This is a genomic window from Achromobacter sp. ACM05, assembly GCF_019218915.1.
GTDB classification, from domain to species: Bacteria; Pseudomonadota; Gammaproteobacteria; order Burkholderiales; family Burkholderiaceae_B; genus Achromobacter; species Achromobacter animicus.
This window is the reverse complement of record NZ_JAHUWQ010000003.1, coordinates 670,878-692,134: the sequence shown is the minus strand read 5'-3', so window position 1 is coordinate 692,134 and position 21,257 is coordinate 670,878. Positions and strand designations below refer to the sequence as shown.

General features: G+C 67.3%; 22 protein-coding genes. 10 read left to right on the top strand and 12 right to left on the bottom strand.

The genetic code is table 11. The features are described from left to right. Positions 1-2 precede the first annotated feature (2 nt). The 5 genes from KW836_RS21635 to alr all read right to left on the bottom strand — a co-directional run bounded on the left by KW836_RS21635 (position 3) and on the right by alr (position 6,162). Positions 3-2,429 carry a TonB-dependent siderophore receptor gene (locus KW836_RS21635; protein ID WP_255596047.1) on the bottom strand — a complete coding sequence of 809 codons (2,427 nt, stop codon included), beginning with the start codon at positions 2,427-2,429 and terminating at the stop codon, positions 3-5. Positions 2,430-2,516: 87 nt separating this feature from the next. Next, the gene (locus tag KW836_RS21630; RefSeq protein WP_218344718.1) at positions 2,517-3,500 is read right to left on the bottom strand and encodes a FecR domain-containing protein; all 984 of its coding nucleotides are present in this window, start codon (positions 3,498-3,500) and stop codon (positions 2,517-2,519) included. After that, complete coding sequence (locus KW836_RS21625) at positions 3,500-4,048, bottom strand: sigma-70 family RNA polymerase sigma factor (RefSeq protein WP_239215806.1); 549 nt, start codon at positions 4,046-4,048, stop codon at positions 3,500-3,502. The genes KW836_RS21630 and KW836_RS21625 overlap by 1 nt, the downstream gene beginning before the upstream one ends. Before the next feature lie 125 nt (positions 4,049-4,173). Next, positions 4,174-4,893 carry an SDR family oxidoreductase gene (locus KW836_RS21620; protein ID WP_175123506.1) on the bottom strand — a complete coding sequence of 240 codons (720 nt, stop codon included), beginning with the start codon at positions 4,891-4,893 and terminating at the stop codon, positions 4,174-4,176. A gap of 141 nt (positions 4,894-5,034) precedes the next feature. Then, positions 5,035-6,162, bottom strand: a complete 1,128-nt coding sequence (gene alr / locus KW836_RS21615; protein WP_218344717.1) for an alanine racemase — start codon at positions 6,160-6,162, stop codon at positions 5,035-5,037. Positions 6,163-6,311: 149 nt separating this feature from the next. On the opposite strand from alr, the gene hpnC reads away from it, so the two are divergent. Genes hpnC through hpnE form a run of 3 tightly spaced genes read left to right on the top strand, consistent with a single transcriptional unit; the run spans position 6,312 to position 9,338 of the window. Then, complete coding sequence (gene hpnC / locus KW836_RS21610; protein WP_218344716.1) at positions 6,312-7,142, top strand: squalene synthase HpnC; 831 nt, start codon at positions 6,312-6,314, stop codon at positions 7,140-7,142. A gap of 13 nt (positions 7,143-7,155) precedes the next feature. Continuing rightward, complete coding sequence (gene hpnD, locus KW836_RS21605; protein WP_175123509.1) at positions 7,156-8,019, top strand: presqualene diphosphate synthase HpnD; 864 nt, start codon at positions 7,156-7,158, stop codon at positions 8,017-8,019. Continuing rightward, on the top strand, positions 8,016-9,338 hold the full coding sequence (hpnE, locus tag KW836_RS21600) for a hydroxysqualene dehydroxylase HpnE (RefSeq protein ID WP_218344715.1): 1,323 nt from the start codon (positions 8,016-8,018) through the stop codon (positions 9,336-9,338). Before hpnD ends, hpnE begins: the two co-directional genes overlap by 4 nt. A gap of 41 nt (positions 9,339-9,379) precedes the next feature. Here hpnE and KW836_RS21595 read toward each other — a convergent pair whose 3' ends face one another. From KW836_RS21595 to KW836_RS21575, 5 genes are all read right to left on the bottom strand, one after another. Next, positions 9,380-9,838: a carboxymuconolactone decarboxylase family protein gene (locus KW836_RS21595; protein WP_175183867.1), complete on the bottom strand. Its 459-nt coding sequence runs from the start codon at positions 9,836-9,838 to the stop codon at positions 9,380-9,382. Positions 9,839-9,904: 66 nt separating this feature from the next. Continuing rightward, entirely contained in the window at positions 9,905-10,891 is a 987-nt protein-coding gene (locus tag KW836_RS21590) for a tripartite tricarboxylate transporter substrate binding protein (RefSeq protein WP_218344714.1), read from the bottom strand. Positions 10,892-10,956: 65 nt separating this feature from the next. Then, positions 10,957-11,961 carry a cyclase family protein gene (locus KW836_RS21585; RefSeq protein WP_218344713.1) on the bottom strand — a complete coding sequence of 335 codons (1,005 nt, stop codon included), beginning with the start codon at positions 11,959-11,961 and terminating at the stop codon, positions 10,957-10,959. Positions 11,962-12,015: 54 nt separating this feature from the next. Beyond that, positions 12,016-13,224: a CaiB/BaiF CoA-transferase family protein gene (locus KW836_RS21580; protein ID WP_218344798.1), complete on the bottom strand. Its 1,209-nt coding sequence runs from the start codon at positions 13,222-13,224 to the stop codon at positions 12,016-12,018. A gap of 49 nt (positions 13,225-13,273) precedes the next feature. Further along, positions 13,274-14,119: a CoA ester lyase gene (locus tag KW836_RS21575; RefSeq protein WP_218344712.1), complete on the bottom strand. Its 846-nt coding sequence runs from the start codon at positions 14,117-14,119 to the stop codon at positions 13,274-13,276. Between the two features lie 85 nt (positions 14,120-14,204). Here KW836_RS21575 and KW836_RS21570 point away from each other — a divergent pair, with 85 nt between their 5' ends. The 3 genes from KW836_RS21570 to KW836_RS21560 all read left to right on the top strand — a co-directional run bounded on the left by KW836_RS21570 (position 14,205) and on the right by KW836_RS21560 (position 16,963). After that, complete coding sequence (locus KW836_RS21570) at positions 14,205-15,098, top strand: LysR family transcriptional regulator (protein WP_218344711.1); 894 nt, start codon at positions 14,205-14,207, stop codon at positions 15,096-15,098. 89 nt (positions 15,099-15,187) lie between these two features. After that, positions 15,188-16,153, top strand: coding sequence for a tripartite tricarboxylate transporter substrate binding protein (locus KW836_RS21565; protein WP_175138417.1), 966 nt, complete (start codon positions 15,188-15,190; stop codon positions 16,151-16,153). A gap of 21 nt (positions 16,154-16,174) precedes the next feature. Further along, the gene (locus KW836_RS21560) at positions 16,175-16,963 is read left to right on the top strand and encodes a GntR family transcriptional regulator (protein WP_218344710.1); all 789 of its coding nucleotides are present in this window, start codon (positions 16,175-16,177) and stop codon (positions 16,961-16,963) included. A gap of 81 nt (positions 16,964-17,044) precedes the next feature. On the opposite strand, the gene KW836_RS21555 is transcribed toward KW836_RS21560, so the two are convergent. Together KW836_RS21555 and KW836_RS21550 are read right to left on the bottom strand one after the other, a co-directional pair. After that, the gene (locus KW836_RS21555; protein ID WP_175123518.1) at positions 17,045-17,437 is read right to left on the bottom strand and encodes a fluoride efflux transporter CrcB; all 393 of its coding nucleotides are present in this window, start codon (positions 17,435-17,437) and stop codon (positions 17,045-17,047) included. Positions 17,438-17,442: 5 nt separating this feature from the next. After that, complete coding sequence (locus KW836_RS21550; RefSeq protein ID WP_056562763.1) at positions 17,443-17,997, bottom strand: HdeD family acid-resistance protein; 555 nt, start codon at positions 17,995-17,997, stop codon at positions 17,443-17,445. A gap of 202 nt (positions 17,998-18,199) precedes the next feature. Here KW836_RS21550 and KW836_RS21545 point away from each other — a divergent pair, with 202 nt between their 5' ends. The 4 genes from KW836_RS21545 to KW836_RS21530 are packed head-to-tail and all read left to right on the top strand — an operon-like array spanning position 18,200 to position 21,255. Next, complete coding sequence (locus KW836_RS21545; protein ID WP_175123520.1) at positions 18,200-18,826, top strand: PepSY-associated TM helix domain-containing protein; 627 nt, start codon at positions 18,200-18,202, stop codon at positions 18,824-18,826. A 27-nt stretch (positions 18,827-18,853) separates the two neighbouring features. After that, the gene (locus KW836_RS21540; RefSeq protein ID WP_056562769.1) at positions 18,854-19,369 is read left to right on the top strand and encodes a DUF2271 domain-containing protein; all 516 of its coding nucleotides are present in this window, start codon (positions 18,854-18,856) and stop codon (positions 19,367-19,369) included. Between the two features lie 53 nt (positions 19,370-19,422). Beyond that, entirely contained in the window at positions 19,423-20,223 is an 801-nt protein-coding gene (locus tag KW836_RS21535; protein WP_175123521.1) for a DUF4198 domain-containing protein, read from the top strand. A gap of 15 nt (positions 20,224-20,238) precedes the next feature. Beyond that, on the top strand, positions 20,239-21,255 hold the full coding sequence (locus tag KW836_RS21530) for an FAD:protein FMN transferase (protein ID WP_370633055.1): 1,017 nt from the start codon (positions 20,239-20,241) through the stop codon (positions 21,253-21,255). Positions 21,256-21,257: the final 2 nt, after the last annotated feature.

Below are 21,257 nucleotides of genomic sequence, written 5' to 3'. Positions count from 1 at the left end.
GTTCACCAGCGGTAGCTCACCGTGCCGATGATGCGGCGCGGCTCGCCGTAGTCGCACACGCCGCCGTAGCAGATCGACGGAATGTAGGTCTTGTCCGTCAGGTTGGTGACGTTGAGCGCGTAGAGCCACGGGCCGCTTTCATAACTGACGCGCGCATCGATCAGCGTGTAGCCGGCGCCGCCGAGCGAACCGCTGGACGGCCGGTCGGGACGCGCCGAGACATAGCGCACGCCGGCGCCGGCCTTGAGTCCCATCAGCACCCACTCCGACAGGTTCACGTCGGTCCACAGGGAAGCAGCGTGCAGAGGCGTGTTGAAGCGCTCGCCCTCTTCGCCCGGCAGATTGCTCTTGACCACGCGGGCGTCGGTGTAGGTGTAGGCGGCAATCACATCGATTTGCGGCGTGACGCGTACGCGCGCCTCGAGCTCCAGGCCGCGCGAGCGCACCTTGCCGGTCTGCACCAGAAAGGTCGGATCCACCGGATCCGGCGTGAGCACGTTCTTGCGCTCCAGGTTGAACAGCGCCGCGCTCAGCATGATGTCTTGTCCGGCGGGCTGATATCGTATGCCGACTTCGTACTGCGTCCCGCGGCTGGGCTCGAAGGCGCCTTCGGTGCGGTCGCGTCCGCTGGTGGGTTCGAACGACTGGCTGAAGCTGACGTACGGCGCCAGGCCATTGTCCGCCAGATACACCACGCCGGCGCGGCCGGTGAAGGCGGTGTCCTTGTCGTTCGAATTGGTGGACGGCGCGTGCAAGGCGCGGTTCTCGGCGCGCACGTTGTCATACCGTCCACCCAGCAGCACCACCACCTTGTCCGCAATCTTCAACTGATCCTGAAGGTAGATGCCAAGGCGATGCTCGGTGTTGCGGCGCTGCTGCCAGGGCAGGACCACGACATCGCCGGGCATATAAACCGGATCGAAGACGTCGATGGGCCGCAGATTGCCGCGCAGGCGGTCGCTGTTGTAGGTGGAGCGCGTGTAATCGAAGCCCGCAAGAATCGTCTGCGTCACGGGCCCCGTTTCAAATCGCTTTTCGATGTTGGTATCGATCGTCTGCACCGTGGTGCGGTCATCGAAACCGCGTGCCGAACGCGCCACCCTGCGCTGCGTCGCGGCGTCCACGTCGCCTTGCAGCAGCACGTAGCGCATCGTCAGGTCCGCGTCGTAGTAGCGCATCGACTGGCGGAACTTCAGCGTGTCATTGAACGCATGTTCGATCAGCACGGCCAACGACGTCGATTCGACATCGAAGCGGTTGTTGTTGGGCTCACCCAGAAAGCGCGAACGCGGAACCTGTCCGTTCGGGTTGGTCCAGAGCGAGCCGGTGACCGGCACCTCCGTCGGATTGATCGTCTTGCTGCGCTGATAGTTGGCCAGCAGCGTGACCGAGGTGGCCGCTGACGGGCGCCACGTCAACGCGGGCGCGATGTAGGTGCGATCGTCGGCGCTGTAGTCGATGAACTGCTTGCTCTCGCGGAACAGGCCGGTCAGGCGATAGGACCACACCCCGGCCTCATCGATCGGACCGCCGATGTCCGCCGACACCTGACGGCGATCGAAACTGCCGCCGTCCAGATTGATCTCGCCCATCGTTTCGCCGGGCGGACGCTTCGTCACGGTGTTGACGATGCCACCCGGCGCGGCGGCGCCATACAGCACGGATGACGGCCCGCGCAGCACTTCCACCCGCTCCAGTCCGTACGGCTCCTGCTTGCCGTTGTACTGATTGATCATGTAGCGCATGCCGTCGCGGTAATAGCTGCCGGTCTGCGGGTTGGCTTCGAAGCCGCGGATGCTCATCGTGTCTTCGAACATCGAGCTCTTGGCGACGATGCCGGGCATGATGCCGGGCGTATAGCCCAGCGCCTGCTGCAGGTTTTGCGCCTTCTGATCGCTGATCTGCGCGGCGCTCACCACCGAGATCGACTGCGGCGTTTCGATGATCGGCGTATCGGTCTTGGTGGCCGTGGCGCTGTTCGTGGCGGCGATGCCCAGCACCGGGCCATCCGGGCGTTCGATCTGGGCGGTCACCGCAATCGGCTCCAGCAGCGTCACGTCCTGGCGGCCTTGCCGCAGGACGAAGCCGCCATCGGGCAGACGTTCCGCCACGAGACCAGTGCCGGTCAGCAACGCGGCCATCCCGGCCTCGGGCGTATACCGGCCGCGCACGCCGGGGCTCTGCCGGCCGCTGCTCAGATCGCCGTGGCCGCTGACGAAGAGGCCGGCTTCGGCGGAAAACAGATTGAGCACCTGGCTCAACGGTCCGGCCGGGATGTCGTAGTCGCGGACCTGCGTCTGGATGGACTGCGCGTGCACGACGCCCAGGGGCGCCCCGCCGCTCAGCATCACGCCGATGGCAAGCGCCAGCGGGGCGATGCGCGCGCGGCGGCTCGGAAGGTTGGGGAAAACAGTGAGGGGGTTGGTCATGCCACGAATCCGCGATATGGGTGTTGAATTGCCCATAGGCCGGATGAGCGCGGCAAAAGCGGCAAACTATTTTGTAACAGCGAGGGTTCAGCGGGCTTGGAGGGTCGTCCACCACGGCAGCGGCTGGCTGATGCGCACGGGCAGTGCCTGGCTCAGCAGGCGCAGCGCGCGATCGCTGTCATGCAGCGGAAACGTGCCCGTGACGGGCAGCGCCGCCACGTCATCGGCACAGCCGAGATGCCCGCGGCGGTAACGCGCCAGTTCCGCGACCACCCGCGCCAACGGCGCCTCCTCGAACTGCACGATGCCGCGTGTCCAGTTGTGGTCGTCGGCCCGCAGCGCTGCCGGCGCGTCCATGCCTTGCGATCCGCCACGCATCCGCATGCCGGCATCGACTCGAATCCCGGCGGGCGGCGCCCCCGCAAAATGCGCCTGCACCGCGCCCTCCAGCACGGCGAGCGTGGTTTCGCCGTCAAGGCTGCGCACGTTGAACCGCGTACCCAGCGCCTGCAACCGCCCTTCTGGCGTGTCCACCACGAAGGTGCGCCCGGGGTCGGGCGCGGTGGCGATCATGATCTCGCCGCGCAGCAGCACCAGGCGGCGCTGGTCGCGGGTGTAATCGACCTTCACTGCGGTATCGGTATTGAGTTGGATCAGCGTGCCGTCGGCAAGCCGGATTTCTTTCGATCCGCCCACCGGCGTGACCAGGTCCGCCTGCCAGGCCGCCCAGGTTCGACGGCCGGCTGGCGACTGCGCAATGCCCAGGCCCAGCAATCCCGTCGCGCCTGCAATCAGCGCAACCGTCAGCAGCCGGCGGCGCTCGCGCCGGCCCTGCGCGGCGGCATTAAGGCTGGCCAGGCTGGCCTCACGTCCCATCGGCTGGGCGACCAGCGCATCGAACTGCGCGCCCACATCCTCGACGCGTTGCCACGCCCGGCGATGCGCATTGTCGGCGTCCATCCATGCTTGCCAGCGTGCGCGCTCCTGCTCGCTGGCCGCCCCCGAGCTCAGCAGCGCATACCACTGCGCGGCAGCCTCAAGAATGCGCGGATCGACGGCGGCGGCGCCCATCAACGTCCTGCCTCTTCGCCATACACACCAGCGGGTTGCAGGTCGGTATCGAGCAAAAAGCACAGCATGGCCTGCGCGATGTCGTTGCGCACCGTCCGCTCGGACACGCGCAGCTCCGCTGCAATGGCGGGATGCGTCATGCCGTGGATGCGGTGCATCAGGAAAGCGGCGCGCGCGCGCACGCCCAGGCGATGCAGTTTGCGGTCGATCTCGACCAGCGCCTGGAGCGCCTGGACTTGCACTTCGGGGGATGGGTGGGTGATCTCGGGACGCGCGGCCAGTGTTTCGGCCCAGGCCAGTTCAATGTCCCGGCGCCGCCAGAAATCGATCAGCAGGCCGCGCGCGATGGTGGTCAGGAATGCCCGGGGCTCACGCACATCCGCGATGGCGTGCCGGCGCACCAGCAAGGTCAGAAAGGTGTCCTGGGTCAGGTCGGCGGCCTGGTGATTGTCCTGAAGACGGCGATTCAGCCAATTCTGCAACCAGCCGCAATGCGCGGTGTACAGGGCGGAAAGCGATGCGCCAACTGCGTGCTCTCGGTCCGACACGGCGAGCATCCAAAATGGAAATGATAGTTATTATTATACAAGCCCGGCTGAACGCCGCCATGCTTGCGCCAGCCAAAAAAAACGCACCCCGTGGGGTGCGTTGTTCACACTTGCAGCGGCAAAATTCAGGAGCGGCCCGCCAGGCTGCCGCCGCCGTCCACGCCCAGCACCTGTCCGGTGATGAAACCGGCGTCGTCCGACAGCAGGAAGGCGATGGCCGCGGCCACTTCGGCCGGGGTGCCCAGGCGCTTCATGGGCACGGAAGCCAGCGCGCGCTTTTCGTTGTCGCTGCCGGCAGGCCGGGTGGCGCGGAACATTTCGGTTTCGATGGGACCCGGCGCGACCGCGTTGGCGGTGACGCCGTATTCGGCCAATTCCAGCGCCCACGTGCGGGTGCAACCCACCAGCGCGCTCTTGGCGGCGGAATACGCCGTGCGGTCCAGCGCGCCGTGGATGGAGCGGCTGACCACATTGACGATGCGGCCGGCGCGGCGCACCTTCATGGATTCAATGAAGGCCTGCGTGACCTGCACCGCCACGCGCACGTTCAGGTCCAGCACGTTATACAGGGTGGCCAGATCGATCTCGCCCAGCGGCTGGGGCGACACGATGCCGACATTATTGACGACGGCGTCGACCGGGAATTTTTCGCGGATTTCGCGCAGGACCTCTTCGGTGCGGCCGGCGTCGGCCAGATCACAGGCGTACAGGTAGCCCGGGAAATCGACGTCGGTCGTGTTGCGCGCGATACCAACCACGTGACAGCCCATGTCGGACAACCGCTGAGTAAGCGCCCAGCCTATGCCTTTGGTGGCGCCCGTAATGAGCACGCATTTGTCCTTCATGGATTGAAACCTCGCAGTCTGTTTTCTTGGTCAAAAACGGGCGCCTGAGCGCCCGGTTTCCAAAGTAGACACCATCCGGCGCCGCGTGTCTTGTAATTTGCGTAGCAATTCTTGCCCCCTGGACGCCGTGGCGCGGGGGGATCAGACGTCCCGGGTGACCGGGACGCGCGGCGCCAGGGCGCACAGCAGTTCATAGCCGATGGTTCCGGCCGCGCTGGCGACTTCGTCCACCGAGGGGCCGTCTTCGCCCCATAGCGACACGGGCGAACCGACCCTGGCGGACGGCACGGGCCCCAGATCCACGACCAGCATGTCCATGGACACCCGTCCCAGCAGTTGGGTCCGGATACCCGCCACCACGACCGGGGTGCCGGTGGAGGCGTGACGCGGATAGCCGTCGGCGTAGCCGCAGGCCACGATGCCGATGCGCATGGCGCGTTCGGCGCGGAACAGTGCGCCGTAGCCGACGGAGTCGCCGGCCTTGATTTCCTGGACCCCAATGATTTCCGAGCGGAGCGACATGGCGGGCTTCAGGCCGAAAGAGGACGCTTCGGCATCCGCGAAAGGCGACGCGCCGTAGAGGCAGATGCCCGGCCGCACCCAGTGCGCCTGGCTTTCGGAGCCGACGGCGATGTCGGCAAAGCGCAGGGCGGCGGCCGAGTTGCACACGCTGATCGCGCCGGGCAGCTTATGCGTCACCGAATTGAAGACGCTGAGCTGTTCGTTCACGCCTTGCGGACCATCCGCGCAGGCGAAGTGGGTCATCTTGCCGACCGAGCCCAGCGTGCCCTGCTGTTGCAGCAGCGCGGCGCGCTCGTAGGCGGCGGGAAACGCCGCCGGGCTGAACCCCAGCCGGTTCATGCCGCTGTTGAGCTTGAGCATGATGTCCACGCGCCGGGACAGGCGGGCTCGGGCCAGCATGTCGAGCTGGTCGCGGTGGTGGACCGTGCTGCTGAGATGGTAGCGGTCGACGATGTCGAGGTCGGACGGGTTGAAGAAGCCTTCCAGCAGCAGGATCGGCCCGCCCCAGCCGGCCTCGCGGCAACGCACGGCTTCTTCGAGGTCCAGCATGGCCAGGCCCTGCGCCTTGGAAAAGCCCGCTACCGCCTGCTCGATACCGTGGCCGTAGGCGTTGGCCTTGATGACGGCCCAGATCGACGGCGGCAGCCCGGCGGCCGCGGCGGCGGTCTGGTCCAGGTGGCGGCGCACGGTGGCCAGATTGTGCGCAAGGGCGGAAACGGAAACGGTGGCGGATATTGGGCGCGGCATGGTGTGGGATCCTGTGGCGTCCAAGTCTAACTGATCGCCGCCCCCGGCGGCGGCGCGCCGGATCAAGCGCGGGCGACTACTCTAAAATGAGACCGTTTTCCGCTTTACGCCGTCTTTGCAGGTCCATTCCTGCCCACTGGCCTCTTTTTATGTCCATCGATCACTACGAGAACTTTCCCGTTGCCTCGCTGCTGTTGCCGCGCAGGCTGCGCGGCGCCGTGACCGATATCTACCGGTTCGCCCGCGCCGCGGACGACATTGCCGACGAAGGCAGCGCGACCGACGAGGAGCGCCTGGCCCAGCTCGCCACGTTCCGCACCGAGCTGCACCGCATCGGCGCCGAACCCGGCACGCCCCCGGCGCCGGGCCTGCCGCCCCTGTCCGACATCTTCGGGCCGCTGGCGCAGACGATCGCCCGGCACCAGTTGCCGATCACGCCGTTCTACGACCTCCTTTCCGCCTTCGAGCAGGATCTGACGGTCAAGCGCTACGAGGACTACACCACCCTCATGGATTACTGCAGCCGCTCGGCCAACCCGGTCGGGCGACTGATGCTGCACCTCTTCGATGCCAGCACGCCGCAGAACATCACCGAGTCCGACGCCATCAGCACCGGCCTGCAGCAGGTGAACTTCTGGCAGGACGTGCGGGTGGACTGGCACAAGCACCGCGTCTACCTCCCGCAGGAAGACCTGCGCCGCCACGGCGTGTCGGATGAAGACCTGGCCGCCTGCCGGCTTACGCCGGCGTGGCGCGAGCTGATGGCCTTCCAGGTTGACCGCACACGCGCGCTGCTACACTTCGGCGCTCCGCTGGCGCGCCGCCTTCCGGGCCGCATCGGCCTGGAGTTGCGCCTGGTGGTGCAAGGCGGGCTGCGCGTCCTGGAGCGGATCGAGGCGAGCGGCTACGATGTATTCATGAATCGCCCCGAATTGGGCGCCAAAGACTGGGCCATCATGTTGTGGCGCTCCATCAAGTAACAGGCCGTGCCTAATGACCCCTGACGAGTATTGCCAGGAAAAAGCCGCCAAAAGCGGCTCCAGCTTCTACTACTCCTTCCTGTTCCTGCCTCCCGAGCGCCGGCGCGCCATCACGGCCCTGTATGCGTACTGCCGCGAAGTCGACGACGTGGTCGACGAATGCACCGATCCGTCGCTGGCGCGCATCAAGCTCGCCTGGTGGCGCACGCAGATCGACCAGATGTTCGACGGCAAGCCCGACCATCCCGTCACGCGCGCGTTGCAGCCGCACCTGGAAAGCTGTTCGATCACCCGCGCCCGTCTGCTGGCCGTGATCGACGGCATGGAAATGGACCTGGACCAGACCCGTTATCTGGACTGGCCCGGCCTGCGCAAGTATTGCTGGCACGCGGCCGGCGTCGTGGGCGAGCTGTCCGCCGGCGTGTTCGGCTATTCCGATCCCAAGACGCTGGTCTACGCCGAAAAGCTGGGCCTGGCGTTCCAGATGACCAACATCATCCGCGACGTGGGCGACGACGCCCGTCGCGGCCGCATCTATATCCCGGTCAACGACATGCAGCAGTTCGAGGTCAAGGCCTCGGACATCCTGAATGGCGAGTATTCCGACCGCTTCAGCGCGCTGATGAAGTTCCAGGCCGACCGCGCCCGCGAACTCTACCGCGAGGCGATGAGCAACCTGCCCGAGGCCGACCGCCGCGCGCAGCGTCCGGGACTCATGATGGCCGCCATCTACCATGCGCTGCTCGACGAGATCGAGCGCGACAACTGGCAGGTGCTGCACCAGCGCATTTCGCTCACCCCCTTGCGCAAACTCTGGCTCGCCTGGAAAACCTGGGTGGGCGGCGGACGCGGCCTGGTCCGCCGGTTGGCCCGGTGAAGGCGGCAGTCATTGGCGCAGGCTGGGCCGGCTTGGCGGCCAGCGTCGCCCTGCGTGAAGCCGGCGCCAAGGTCACGGTGTTCGAGGCCGGGCACACCCCCGGCGGCCGCGCGCGGCGCGTGTTCCACGGCGATTTTGAAGCACCGCTCGACAACGGCCAGCATCTCTTGTGCGGCGCCTACAAGGAAACCCTGGCGCTGATGCGCCGCGTGGGCCGCAACCCCGACGCCCTGCTGATGCGGCGCCCCTTGCGGCTGGCAAGCCTGGACGGCCGCTTCAACCTGTCCGCCCCGCGCCTGCCGGCGCCGCTGCACATGGCCATGGCCGTCCTGCGCGCACGTGGCCTGTCTTGGTCCGACCGGCTTGCGATGCTGCGCCTGATGCGCGGCTTGAAGACCATGTCCTGGTCGCCGCCGCGCGACTGGACCGTGCTGCAGTTGCTGCACTATCACGCGCAATCCGACGTGCTGATCCGGCAGATGTGGGAACCGCTTTGCCTGGCCGCGTTGAACACGCCAATCGCCACCGCCAGCGCGGTGCTGTTCGCCCGCGTGCTGCGCGACAGCCTGGCCGGCGCGCGTGAAGACAGCGATCTGCTGCTGCCCTGCACGGACCTGTCGGCGCTATGGCCGGACGCCGCCGCGCGACAGGTCACCATGCGCTATGGCAGCACGGTGCGCCAGCTGCATCCGTCCGTCGACGGCATCGACATCAACCAGGAACGTTTTGACGCGGCCGTGCTGGCCGTGCCGCCCACCTTCGCCGCGCGTCTCCTGGACGGCCCGCTGCGCGAGGCCGGCGCCACGGGGCTGCTCGATGCACTCAAGGCCTTCGACTATCTGCCCATCGCCACGCTGAACATACGGCTGGCTGGGCCGTGGCGGCTGCCCGAGCCAATGATGATGCTGCGCGAGGATGCGGCCCGCGGCCATGCCGGCCAGTGGCTGTTCGACCGCGCCCAGCTCGCGGGCGACACCAAGGCCGGGGAACTGGCCGTGGTGGCCAGCGCTGCCATCGGCATGAGCGAACGCAACCGGCGGCAAACCATTGAAGCCCTGATCGATCAAGTGGCCGAACAGGCAGCCGCGCATCCGCTGCGGCTGCCGCCGATGCCCGAGGTGGCAGCGGCTGAACTGTTCATTGAAAAGCGCGCGACGTTTGCCGCGGTGCCGGGCCTGACCCGCCCGCTGAATACGACGCCGTGGCCCACGCTGGCATTGGCGGGCGACTGGACCGACACCGGCTATCCCGGCGTGCTGGAAGGCGCGGTGCGCAGCGGCCTGCAGGCGGCTCGCGTGCTGAATCCCCGCGCGGACTGAACAGCGTAAGGCGGGCAAGCCGCCCGCCTTACGCAGACCGGTCAGGCCGGCTTTGTCCCGAACAGGTCGGCCTGGCGCGGGTCTGCCGCGGCGAGCTCATAGCCGATCTGCCCCGCAACCTCGCGCAGGATGTTCTGCGCAAGATTGAAGGCCGTGTTGGCCGCCGGCACGCCCGCGTAGATCGCGTTCTGCAGCAGCACTTCCTTGAGTTCATCGGGCGTCAGGCGCGAGGCATCCTGTGCCGTCAACGCGGCGCGCACGTGCAGTTCAAATTCTTCCCAGCGGCCCAGCGACAACGTCACCGCCAGCACCATCATGCGGCGCGCCTTGTGCGGCAGTCCGGGGCGGCTCCAGATATCGTGCCAGGCATAACGCGTGATCATGTTCTGGTAGTCGGCGGTGAACGTGGTGGCGCGATCCAGCGAACGCTGCACCCATTCATCGCCCAGCACGGCGCGGCGGTTTTCCAGGCCGCGCTCGAAATCGTCTTCCCGGCTCATCTGGTCAATCTCCATTCGGATCGGGGGCTGGCGCGTGCAAACGTTGCCGCGCCCGCCCCCGGATGATCAATTCACCTGGATGTTATTGGTTTTCACGACCTCGGCCCAGCGGGTCTGTTCCGCGTCGACAAACTTGGCGAAGTCCTCGGCGCTGCTGCCGACCGGCGACAGGCCCAGCTTGGCGAGCTTCTCGCGGGTCTCAGGACGCGCCAGCGCCTTTTGCACCAGGTCCTGCAGCTTGGCCACCACCTCGGGGCTGGCGCCGGCCGGCAGGAAGAAGCCGTTCCACTCGACCACGTTGAAGTTCTTGATGCCGGCCTCGCCCACCGTCGCCACGTTGGGCAGTTCGGGCATGCGCTGCGACGACGAGACCGCCAGCGCCTTCAGCTTGCCGCCGGTGACGTAGTTCAGGCTGGACGCGGCGTTGGCAAAGTAGACGTCGACCTGACCACCCATGACGTCCACGATGGCCGGTGCGCCGCCCTTGTAGGGCACGTGCACCATATCCAGGTTCGCATCCTTCTTCAGCAGTTCGGCGGCCATCTGGGCCAGGCTGCCCGGTCCGTAGGACGCGAACGTCAGGCGGCCGGGCTTGGCGCGCGCGGCATCGATGAAGTCCTGCAGGTTGTTGAAGCTGGAACCGGGCGCGGCCACCAGGATGTTGGGCACGCTGACGGCCTGCGAGACCGGAACGAAGTCTTTCTTGGCGTCATAGGGCAGCTTGCGCAGCACCGGATTGATCGAGAAGGACGACGCGTCGTACAGCACCGTGTAGCCGTCGGGCTTGGCCCGCGCCACGAACGCCGCGCCGATGGAACCGCTGGCGCCGCCCTTGTTCTCGATCACGACGCTCTGGCCGGCGACTTCGCCCATGCCTTGCGCGATGATGCGCGCGGCGTTGTCCGCGCCGCCGCCGGCGGAATACGGCACCACCACGGTGATGGGCTGCTCGGGGTAGCCGGCTGCGTGCGCGGCGCCAAAGGCGGTGGCCAGACCGATGGCGGCGGCCAGCGGACGAATTGCGGCCAGGGCCGTGCGACGGGTTTTCTTCATGTGTGCTCCTCGGGTCTCCCCTGCGGGGATGTTCGATCGGTCAAGGGTCGTGGCGCGAGCCGTCGTCAGACGGTCGCGATGGGGTTGACCGGCGCGCCGACCAGGCCGGGCACGTACATGGGCGCCGCGGTCAGGAAAAAGGCATGCCGGCCGTGCTGGCGCAACCATTGCGCCAGCGGGGTCAGGTGCCAGAGCTCGCCCAAGGGCAGGCCCAGCTTGAACAGACATTGCTCGTGCAGGGGCAACAGCGCGCCCTTGCCCGTGTCCAGGTGATGGTTGCGCAGTTCGACCGCGTGGTTGTCGGCGGCGATGGCCGCGATCCGGCTGTCCTTGATCCACGCCAGGAGATCCGCGTCGGCGCCGTTCAGCACGCAGCAACTCGTCCTGAGCCGCTCCTGCTCGTCGTCGCCGAGCGTCAGCGCCAGGTCGGCCAGCCCGGTGTGCAGGCACAGCACGTCGCCCGGCCGGACTTCCACGCCATCGGCGCGCATCACGTCCATCAGCTCGCGGTGGGACACCTTGCGCTGCGCGTCACCGAAATGGGCGCGCAGATCCACCAAGACGCCGCGCCCCTGGATGCCGTGGCGCGCCATCGGCGCGATGGACAGGTCGCGGGTGCCGGTAAAGCCCTCAGTGGCGGGCTCGCTGACGGCGAAGCCGTTGTAGCCGGTGGGCTGCGGCTGGCCGGTGCCGTGGGCGTCGTACATCGACCCCACGTGCCCCAGCGCGTCCCATTGCGTGGAATATTGCGGCGACAGCGTGACGCGGTCGTCGCTGATGACATCGGTGGCGCCCGGCACGTCGCGGTCCAGCGGATAGCGGTAGACCGGCACCCCGTTCTTTTCGGCGGGCTGGATCACCGGGCCCTTGCGGCGCGGATTCAGCACCGGCGCGCGCGGCACGGTCAGCGGCAGGCTCAGCGAAAACGAGATCCCGGTGCGGATTTCGGCCACTGCGGCCAGCCGCGCCTGGGCGTCCAGGTGGTTGAGGGTGCCCAGCTGGTCATCGTGTCCGAAATCGCCCCAGTTCGATCCGTCCGGGCGGCGCACATAGCGTTGCGCTTGATTCATGATTCCTGTCTCCTCGCCCTTTTGCCGGACGATTCTTATCTTGGTTGTTACTGCTTATTGCACCACGGAGGTGTGCAGCAATTGGTCGATTTCGCTCGTTGTGTATCCCAGGGCGGACAGAATGGAGCGACTGTGTTCACCCAGACCCGGCGCGGCGCGCACGGCGCCGGCACTGGCTTCGTCTTGCGCGGCGGCTCCGCCAAACTGCGCCCATTGCGCCAGACCGAGGTAATTGCCCGCCTTCTCGCTGTGATACGGGCGCATGAATCCCATCGCCTCCACCTGCGGGTGGTCGAACATGTCCTCGACCGGCCGCACCTCCGCGCAAGGCACGCTCTGGCCGAAGCGCTCGGCCCATTCACGGGCCGACGCCCGCGCCAGCGCCTCGCGCACCAGCGGGATCAGCACCGCTGCCTGCGCCGCGCGCTTTTTCACGGTGTCGTAGTCGGGATGGTCCGCCAGATTCTGCAGGTCCAGGTGATCGCACAGCGCACGCCAGAAATGCGGCGTGTTGGCCGAGATGTAGAGATGGCCTTCGCGCGTGGGATGGATGCCCGTGATGCCGCCCGAGCGCATGTCGCGTTCGATGCGGCGCGGCTCGCCTTCGGCCCAGACCAGGCGAGCGGACTGCATGGCCAGCGCGCTGCCCAGCAGCGACACTTCGATGGCCTGCCCGCGCCCGGTCTTTTCGCGCTGATAGAGCGCGGCGGACACGCTGTTGGAGATCAACGCGGCGCCGTAGTAGTCGACCACCGATCCGTACAGCACCTCGGGCGGGCCGTCGGGCTTGGCCTGCGCCGCGCACATGCCGGTCATGGACTGCAGCACCTGGTCGTAGCCCGCGTGGCGCGCCATCGGACCGGCCGCGCCGTAACCCGTCATCGCGCAATAGATCAGGCGCGGGTTGATGGCGGCCAGCGTGGCGAAGTCGATGCGCAGGCGCTCCGGCACGCCGGGGCGGAAATTGTGAACCAGCACATCGGCCTCGCGCACCAGCCTGACCAGCACCTCGTAACCCGCTTCGTCTTTCAAATTGAGGCACAGTCCGCGCTTGTTGCGGTTGATGCCCAGAAAGGCGCGGCTCTCGGCCGGCAGCGTCGACGGATACTTGCGCAGGTTGTCGCCTTCGGGCGGCTCGACCTTGATCACGTCGGCGCCCATGTCGCCCAGCAAGGCGCAGCCGTACGGACCCGCGATGTAGGCGCTGAGGTCCAGCACCTTGACGCCGGCCAGCGGCAACTGAGCGGAGGTTTCAATTTCCATCATGCAATTCATCCGATAAAAAGCTCGGCCGCGATTCGCGCAGGCCGTTTCAGGCGGCGCGTCCTGCGGCCAGCAGGACGTCGCGGGCGCGCCGCACGAAGGGCGCGTCGATCATCTTGCCGTCCAGCAGAAAAGCGCCCACCCCTTCCTGCGCCTGGCTTGCCGCGACGATCCGTTCGGCCGCATCAATCTCTTCGGCACTGAATCCGAAGACCTCGTTGGCGATGGCGATCTGGCTGGGATGCACGCAGGATTTGCCCAGGAAACCCAGTGAGCGCGCCAGTTGCGCCTCGGCCTGGAAGCCCTCGCCGTCGCGCACGCTGGCATAGGCGGCGTCCATGGCGTACTTGCCCGCGGAACCGGCGCCCAGCCGCAACGCCAGCATCACCGCGCGCAGGGTCTCGGGCTGGTAACGGTCGATGCCCAGGGGTTCGAACAGGTCGGCCAGCCCCAATTGCAGGCCTGCCACGCGGGGGTGCGCGGCCGCCAGCTCGGCCGCGCGGGCCAGCGCCAGCGGCGTTTCAACGGTGACCAGCAGCTCGCCCTCGAAACCGGCCTGGCCGGCGCGGTCCGCGGCCTCGCGCAGCGCGTCGGCGGACTCGACCTTGGGCAGATTCAGCATGTCGATCGGCGATCGTCCCAGCGCGTCCAGGTCGTCCGCGAAATAAGGGGTGTCCGACGCATTGACGCGAACGATAATTTTCTTGGGATGTTGAGCCTGCGCAGTTTGAAAGGCGGGCGACCCGAGCCAGCTGGCCAACTCGGCACGCGCGGCCGCCTTGCGAGGCGGCGCGACCGCGTCCTCCAGATCGAAGGACAGCGCATCGGCAGCGCTGGCCATGGCTTTGTCGAATAGTTCCGGCCGTGACGCCGGCACGAAAAGCTTGCTTCTCATTGTGGTCTCCTGGCCGCATTGTGACCGCGCTGCACGCCGCCAGGGGAAAGCCGCCATACGATAAGAAGATAGAATCCCTATCATCATGAACACCGACTTTCTCCACACGCTGTCCGCCGTGGCGCAGCACGGCTCCATGGCCGAGGCCGCCCGCCGCCTGGGACTGACACACGGCGCCGTCGCCCAGCAGATCCGCAAGCTGGAACAGGAGCTGGGCGTGCCGCTGGTCGCGCGCGCCGGCCGCACCGTGCACCTGACGGCCAAGGCAATCGAACTGATCGGACCGATGCGCGAGGTCCTGGAGCGGATCGAAAAGATCCGCTACCTGGCGCGGTCGGGCGAGATGATGGGCGAGCTCCGGCTGGGCGCCGGCAACACCGCGCTGAACTCCATGGTGCCGGCCATTCTTGAACATCTGGTCGGACGCCATCCGCTGATCAGCGTGGAGATCCAGCCCGGCCACAGCGCCCGCTTCTATCCGGCCATTGAAAGCGGCGAACTCGATGCGGCCATCGCGCTGGAAGCGCCCTATCCGCTGTCCAAAAGCCTGGGCTGGCAGTTGCTGCGCGAAGAACCTTATGTGCTGGCGGCGGCCCCGCGCCACGCCGGCCGTCATCCGCACAGCCTGCTCACCGCGGAGCCGTTCATCCGTTACCAGCGCAACGACTGGAGCGGGCGGCATGTCGACGAGTATCTGCGCCGCGTCGGCATCACGCCGCGGGACCGGTTCGAGCTGAACGCAATCGAATCGATTGCGGTCATGGTGAGCCGGGATCTGGGCGTGGCGATCCTGCCCCGGTCCACCAACGGCACGATCGAACGGCTGGGTCTGCTCGCCCTGCCGCTGCCCGCGCACTGCGAACCGCGCCGCTTCGGACTGATCTGGTCGCGCGTGTCGCCGCGCCTGGCGTTGATCCAGGCGTTCCGGGACATCGCCATCGTGGAGTACGCGAAGGCGGCAGGCGCGCCGGACAATTGACGCCTTTCTACGGGGAAACGATCTGGCGTGCCCGGGAACGTCTTCCTATACTTGTATTGTCCTCAATACAACATATCAGGAGACAACTCATGCCGGGACTTCATCGGATCGCCGCGGGCTGCGCGCTGCTGGCGGCGTTCGCCATGCCAACTGCCCCCGCCCTCGCGCAGGCGGACGCCATCAGGTTGGTCGTCGGCGCACCGCCGGGCGGCACCACCGACACCGTGGCGCGCAGCATCGCGCAGCACATGACGGTGGACTTGAAGCGCCCCGTGGTCGTCGAGAACAAGCCCGGCGCGGGCGGCAACATCGCCGCCGACTATGTCGCCAAGAGCAATCCCGACGGCAATACCTTGCTGGTCACCTTCACCAGCTTTTCCATCAACGCCACGCTGTACCGGAACCTGCCCTTCGACCCCGTGGCCGATTTCACGCCGATCAGCATGCTGGCCAACGTGCCCAGCGTGCTGGTCGTGCGCAAGGATTTCCCGGCGCGCACCATGCCGGAGTTCGTCTCGCTGGTCAAAGCCAGCCCCGGCAAGCACACGATGGCGCTGGGCGCGATCGGGTCGTCGCTGCACATGGCCGGCGAACGTATGAAGATGATGGCGGGCCTGGACATCCTGAACGTGCCGTACAAGGGCACGGCGCCGGCCATCACCGACCTGCTGGGCGGTCAGGTGGACATGATGTTCGCCAGTTCGCTGAACGCGCTGCCGCACATCAAGAGCGGCGCGTTGCGGGCGCTGGGGGTCACCAGTCCGCAGGCGCTGCCGCAGTTTCCCGGCGTGCCGCCCATCGGCGATACCATCAAGGGTTTCGAATCGAACGCGTGGTTCGCGCTGTTTGGTCCGGCCAAGATGCCGGCCGACAAGCTGGCGGCCCTGAACGCCGCGGCGCGCAAGGCGGTCGACACGCCATCGTTCCGCAAGCTGCTCGAAGGCGAGGCCGCCAGCGCGGTCAGCAGCAGCCCCGAGGAACTGGGCGTCTTCGTGCGCGAGGACATCGCGCGCTATGCCGAGATCGTCAAGTTCACCGGCGCGACCGTCGACTGAACGTCAACCAGGAGCCCCACCGTGCCCGACAGCCCGCTGCCGCTTTATCACAAGGTCTATCTGCTGCTGAAGCAACGGCTCGAAGCCGGCGGATTCGCCACGGACAGGGCGATGCCCGGCGAAAACGCGCTGGCCGCCGAATACGGCGTGTCCCGGCTGACGATACGGCGCTCGCTCGATGCGCTGGCGGCCGATGGCCTCATCGAGCGGCGGCAGGGGCGCGGCACGTTCGCGGCCCCGCCGGCGCAGTTTCCGGGCCCGCAGCACGGTGCGGGTATCGACGCGCTGATGGCGCATCTGGCCCGCATGGGCATGCACACGCAGGTGCGCCTGCTGGAACTGGAAACCGCGCCCGCCCCGCCGCCGGTGGCGGCGCGCCTGGAACTGCCGCCCGGCGCACCCGTGCAGCGCGCCGTGCGCGTGCGCAGCCACGAAGGCCAGCCGTTTTCCTACTTGACCACGTTTGTGCCGGATGACATCGGCCAGCGCATCCGCCGCCAGGATCTGGACGCCAAACCGCTCTTGGCCATCTTCCGCGATCTGGGCGTGCGCGTGGCGCGGGCCGAACAGTCGATTTCAGCCGTGCTGGCCGAGCCCGGCATCGCCGAATTGCTGGAGGTGCCGGTGGGTTCGGCCCTGCTCAGCTTGCACCGTGTGGTGCGCGACGAGTCCGGGCGGCCGGTAGAGTGGCTGCATGCCCGCTACCGGCCAGACCGCTACGAATACCGCATGAACATGCAGGCGCACGACATGCCCGGCCAGCCGACGTGGCTGCCCGCGGCGGTCGCCACGCGTGCTGACGGGGCCTGATCGGCGCCGCACGCGCAAGACATCAATGGCGGCGGCACGCCCGCAGCTTCAATCGCCACTTAGGCACATGCGACAACGTGCCTAGCGCAGCAGACTGACCGTGGCCAGCCCCGCCGCCGTCAACGCCAGCGACCCGGCCAGACTGAAACCGGCATAGCCCAGCGCGCTGACATACGCGCCACGCTCCAGCATCGCGACGGTCTCGGCCGAGAAGGTCGAGAACGTGGTCAGCCCGCCCATGAAACCGGTGATGGCCCCAAGCCGCACCCAGGCGGGCCACTCGGGATGCCCGGCCACCAGCGCCAGCACCACGCCTACCAGATACCCGCCCGCCAGATTGACCGCCAGCGTGCCCCACGGCCACGAGCCCGCATTCAGCCACAGACCGACCAGCCAGCGGGACCACGCGCCAAGGATCGCGCCCAGGCCCACGGCCAGGAAATTCAGGGGAACCAGCGTTTGATAGGCGGACATGGAGGTCAGACGGTGCCGTGTTGTTTGAGACGCAGGGAAAAGACCAGCAGCAGTATGCCGAAGAACACGGCATAGATCCCGATCACCCACACCAGCGCCAGCGCGCCGGCGCCCGGCTGCATGACCAGCATGGCGCCGAAGGCCACCGACACCAGCCCGGAAAGGCCCAGCAGCCATTCGTTGCGGATGGCCTTGCGAAAGCGCACGGCGGCGATGATCTGGAACACGCCCGCCACGATCGCCCAGATCGCGATGATGTAGAGCAGGATCAGCGCGGTCAGCCCCGGCCAGAGAAAGGTGACGATACCCGCCGCCACGCCCAGCAGGCCCACGATGATCAGCGCCCATAGCGGTTTGCCGTTGTCGCGGATGCGGAATCCGGCGATCAGCGCCAGCACCCCGTCCACCAGCGCGAAAGCGCCCCACACCAGCACCAGCGCCGACAAGGTGATGGCCGGCATGAACATGGCCATGAACCCGAACAGGATGGCAACGACGCCGCGAAGCGCCACCCATCCCCAATGACGACCGATTTGATCCACGACTTGCTGTTGCAGCATGACGACCTCCGGTGTTTGCAAAGGGTGGCCTATCTTAGTCCCGCTGGTCGGTAGGCGCACCCGTTCAGCCTGCATTCAGCTTCGGCAAACAAGGCGCTTTCCGCCGAAATCGATTGAAATTTCCGTGCGCGAAAAGGCCTCGCTTTTTTAAGAGTAATTCTCATTAAATGCTAGAATCCGGCCGCTTCCTGCCCGACATTCCATGGACACCCAACCCGCTCCCCGCCGCCGCGCCTACTGGCTCAAGACACTGCATCAGTGGCACTGGATCAGTTCTGCGCTTTGCCTGCTGGGCATGCTGTTGTTCGCGGTGACGGGGCTGACGCTGAACAACGCGTCACACATCGAATCGAAGGCCGTGGTGACCAGCCGCGAGGCCCATCTGCCCGAAGCCCAACTCCAGCAGCTTGCCGCCGCGCCCGCGGCAAAAAAGGCGCCCCTGCCCGCCTCGGTCGCCGCCTGGCTGGACGAGACGCTGGACGCCTCGACGGCCGGCAAGACGGCCGAGTGGTCCCCCGACGAGGTCTACCTGTCGCTGCCCCGCGCGGGCGGCGATGCCTGGCTGTCCATCGACCGCGCCAGCGGCGATATCGAATACGAACGTACCGACCGCGGCTGGATCTCGTACCTGAACGACCTGCACAAGGGCCGCAACACGGGTCTGGCCTGGAGCTGGTTCCTGGACATCTTCGCCGTCGCCTGTCTGGTGTTCTCGCTGACCGGACTGGTGCTGCTCAAGATGCACGCCGGCAACCGCAGCGCAACCTGGCCCATGGTGGGGCTGGGCGTTGTGATTCCGCTGGTGCTGGCGCTGCTTTTCATCCACTGATTCCATCGATACGCCCTGGAGATTTCCATGCGCAAGTTGCTGTTGCCGGCGCTGCTCGCCGGCCTGATCGCCCGAACGGCCCACGCCGCAGACATCGGCCTGTCCATCGAGGTGCCGCGCCTGGACGTGGCCGAATACCACCGCCCGTACGTGGCGATCTGGATCGAGAACCCCGACCAGAGCGTGGCCACCGACCTGGCCGTCTGGTACGACGTGGCCAAGAAGAACAACGAAGGCACCGAATGGCTCAAGGACATGCGCCAGTGGTGGCGCCGCAGCGGCCGCAACCAGCAGTTCCCGGTGGACGGCGTCAGCGGCGCGACCAAGCCCGTGGGCAAGCACGCGCTGTCGTTTGACGCGGCCAGCAAGCCGCTCGCGCAGCTCAAGCCCGGCCAGTACGCGGTGGTGGTCGAAGCCGCGCGCGAAGTGGGCGGCCGCGAACTGGTGCGCATCCCCTTCCAATGGCCGCCGCAAAAGGCCGAGCAACTGAGCGCGCGCGGCGAACACGAACTGGGCGCCATCGCGCTCGACCTCAAACCCTGACCGGCCTCGTGACCAGCCCCTTTAGCAACGCAAGAAACGCAAGGAACGCAACGATGAAATCCGCCGCCAAACTGGCCGCCGCCCTGGCGCTGTGCCTGCCCTTTGCCGCTCACGCCCATGACGTCTGGATCGTGCCGTCCTCGACGGTGCTGTCGGGCACCGACAGCTGGATCACCGTGGACGCCGCGGTCGGCAACGACAAGTTCTACTTCAACCACGCGCCGCTGCGCCTGGACGGCCTGACCGTCACCGCGCCGGACGGCAATGCCGCCGAAGCCGAGAACATCAACCGCGGCAAGCTGCGCAGCACGTTCGACCTGCAGTTGAAACAAGCCGGCACCTACCGCGTTGCCGTGGTCAACGACGGCGTGTTCGCGCGCTGGAAGGAAGACGGCAAGAACAAGCGCTACTTCGGCAAGGTGGAAGGCATGGCGCAGGCCGTGCCGGCCAAGGCCGACGAGCTTGAAGTCTCGCAAAGCCTGGGCCGCGTCGAGACCTTCGTCACCGCCGGCAAGCCCTCGGCCGTCAAGCCCGTGGGCCGCGGCCTGGAGCTGGCGCCCGTGACGCACCCGAACGACCTCTTCACGGACGAAGCGGCCACGTTCCAGATGCTGCTGGACGGCAAGCCCGCCGCCGACCTGGACGTGAACGTCGTGCCGGGCGGCAGCCGCTATCGCGACAAGGTCGGCGAAATCCAGATCAAGACCGACAAGGACGGCAAGTTCTCGGTGAAGTGGCCGCAGCCCGGTCTGTACTGGATCGAAGCCGGCATGGAAGACGCCAAGGTCACCGTGCCGCAGGCCAAGAAGCGCCGCCTGTCGTACGCCGGCACTGTCGAAGTGCTGCAACCGTAAGGCAAAGGCGCGCGCGTGGCGACCTCTCCTTCCTTCGCACCGCGCAACGCGGCGGCCCCGGCCGTTCGCGTCGCCTATGGCGCAATGCCAGCGCGCCCGGCCGCGTTGGCCGGCGCCACCATGGGCACCACCTGGTCCGCGCGCCTGGCGCTGCCGGCGGGCGTGACCGAAGCGTCAGCGCGGCAAGGCATCCAGGCCGCGCTGGACCAGGTCGTCGCGCAAATGAGCACCTGGGAAGCAGACTCGGACATCACCCGCTACAACCGCGCCGAGTCCGGCTGGCAGACGCTGCCGCCCGATTTTTTCCATGTGCTGCATCATGCGCTGATGCTGGCCGAGGACAGCGGCGGCGCCTACGACCCCACCGTCGGGCCGCTGGTCAATGCCTGGGGTTTTGGGCCGCACCAGCGCGCCTTTGAACCGCCCTCTCCGGCCGCCATCCAGACCGCGCTTGATCGTTGCGGCTGGCGGCGCGTGCCGCTGGACCAAGACCGCCGCGCGGCCTGGCAGCCCGGCGGCGTCTATCTGGACCTGTCGTCCATCGCCAAGGGGTACGGCGTGGACCGCGCGGCGATGGCGCTCGATGGCCTGGGCATCACCGATTACCTGGTCGAAGTCGGCGGCGAGTTGCGCGCCCGCGGCAAGCGTCCCGACGGACAATCCTGGCGCGTGGCCATCGAAGTCCCCGACGCCAGCGATGACCATGCGCTGGCCTTGCCGCTGCACAACTGCAGCATCGCCACGTCGGGCGACTACCGGCGCCACGCCGGCGACGGCGATGCGCGCTACGCCCACACGATCGACCCGCGCACCGGCCACCCGGTACGCAACGCGGTCGCCTCGGTAACCGTGCTGCACCCCGTCTGCATGCAGGCCGACGCGCTGGCCACCGTGCTGACGGTGCTGGGCGAAGCCGAGGGGCTGGCCTATGCGCGCCGCCATGCCCTCGCCGCGCTGTTCATCGTGCGCGGCGAAGACGCCTGGCGCGTCGTCGCCACCCCGCAGTTTGAAGCCCTGGCCCTGGCCACCTGAAT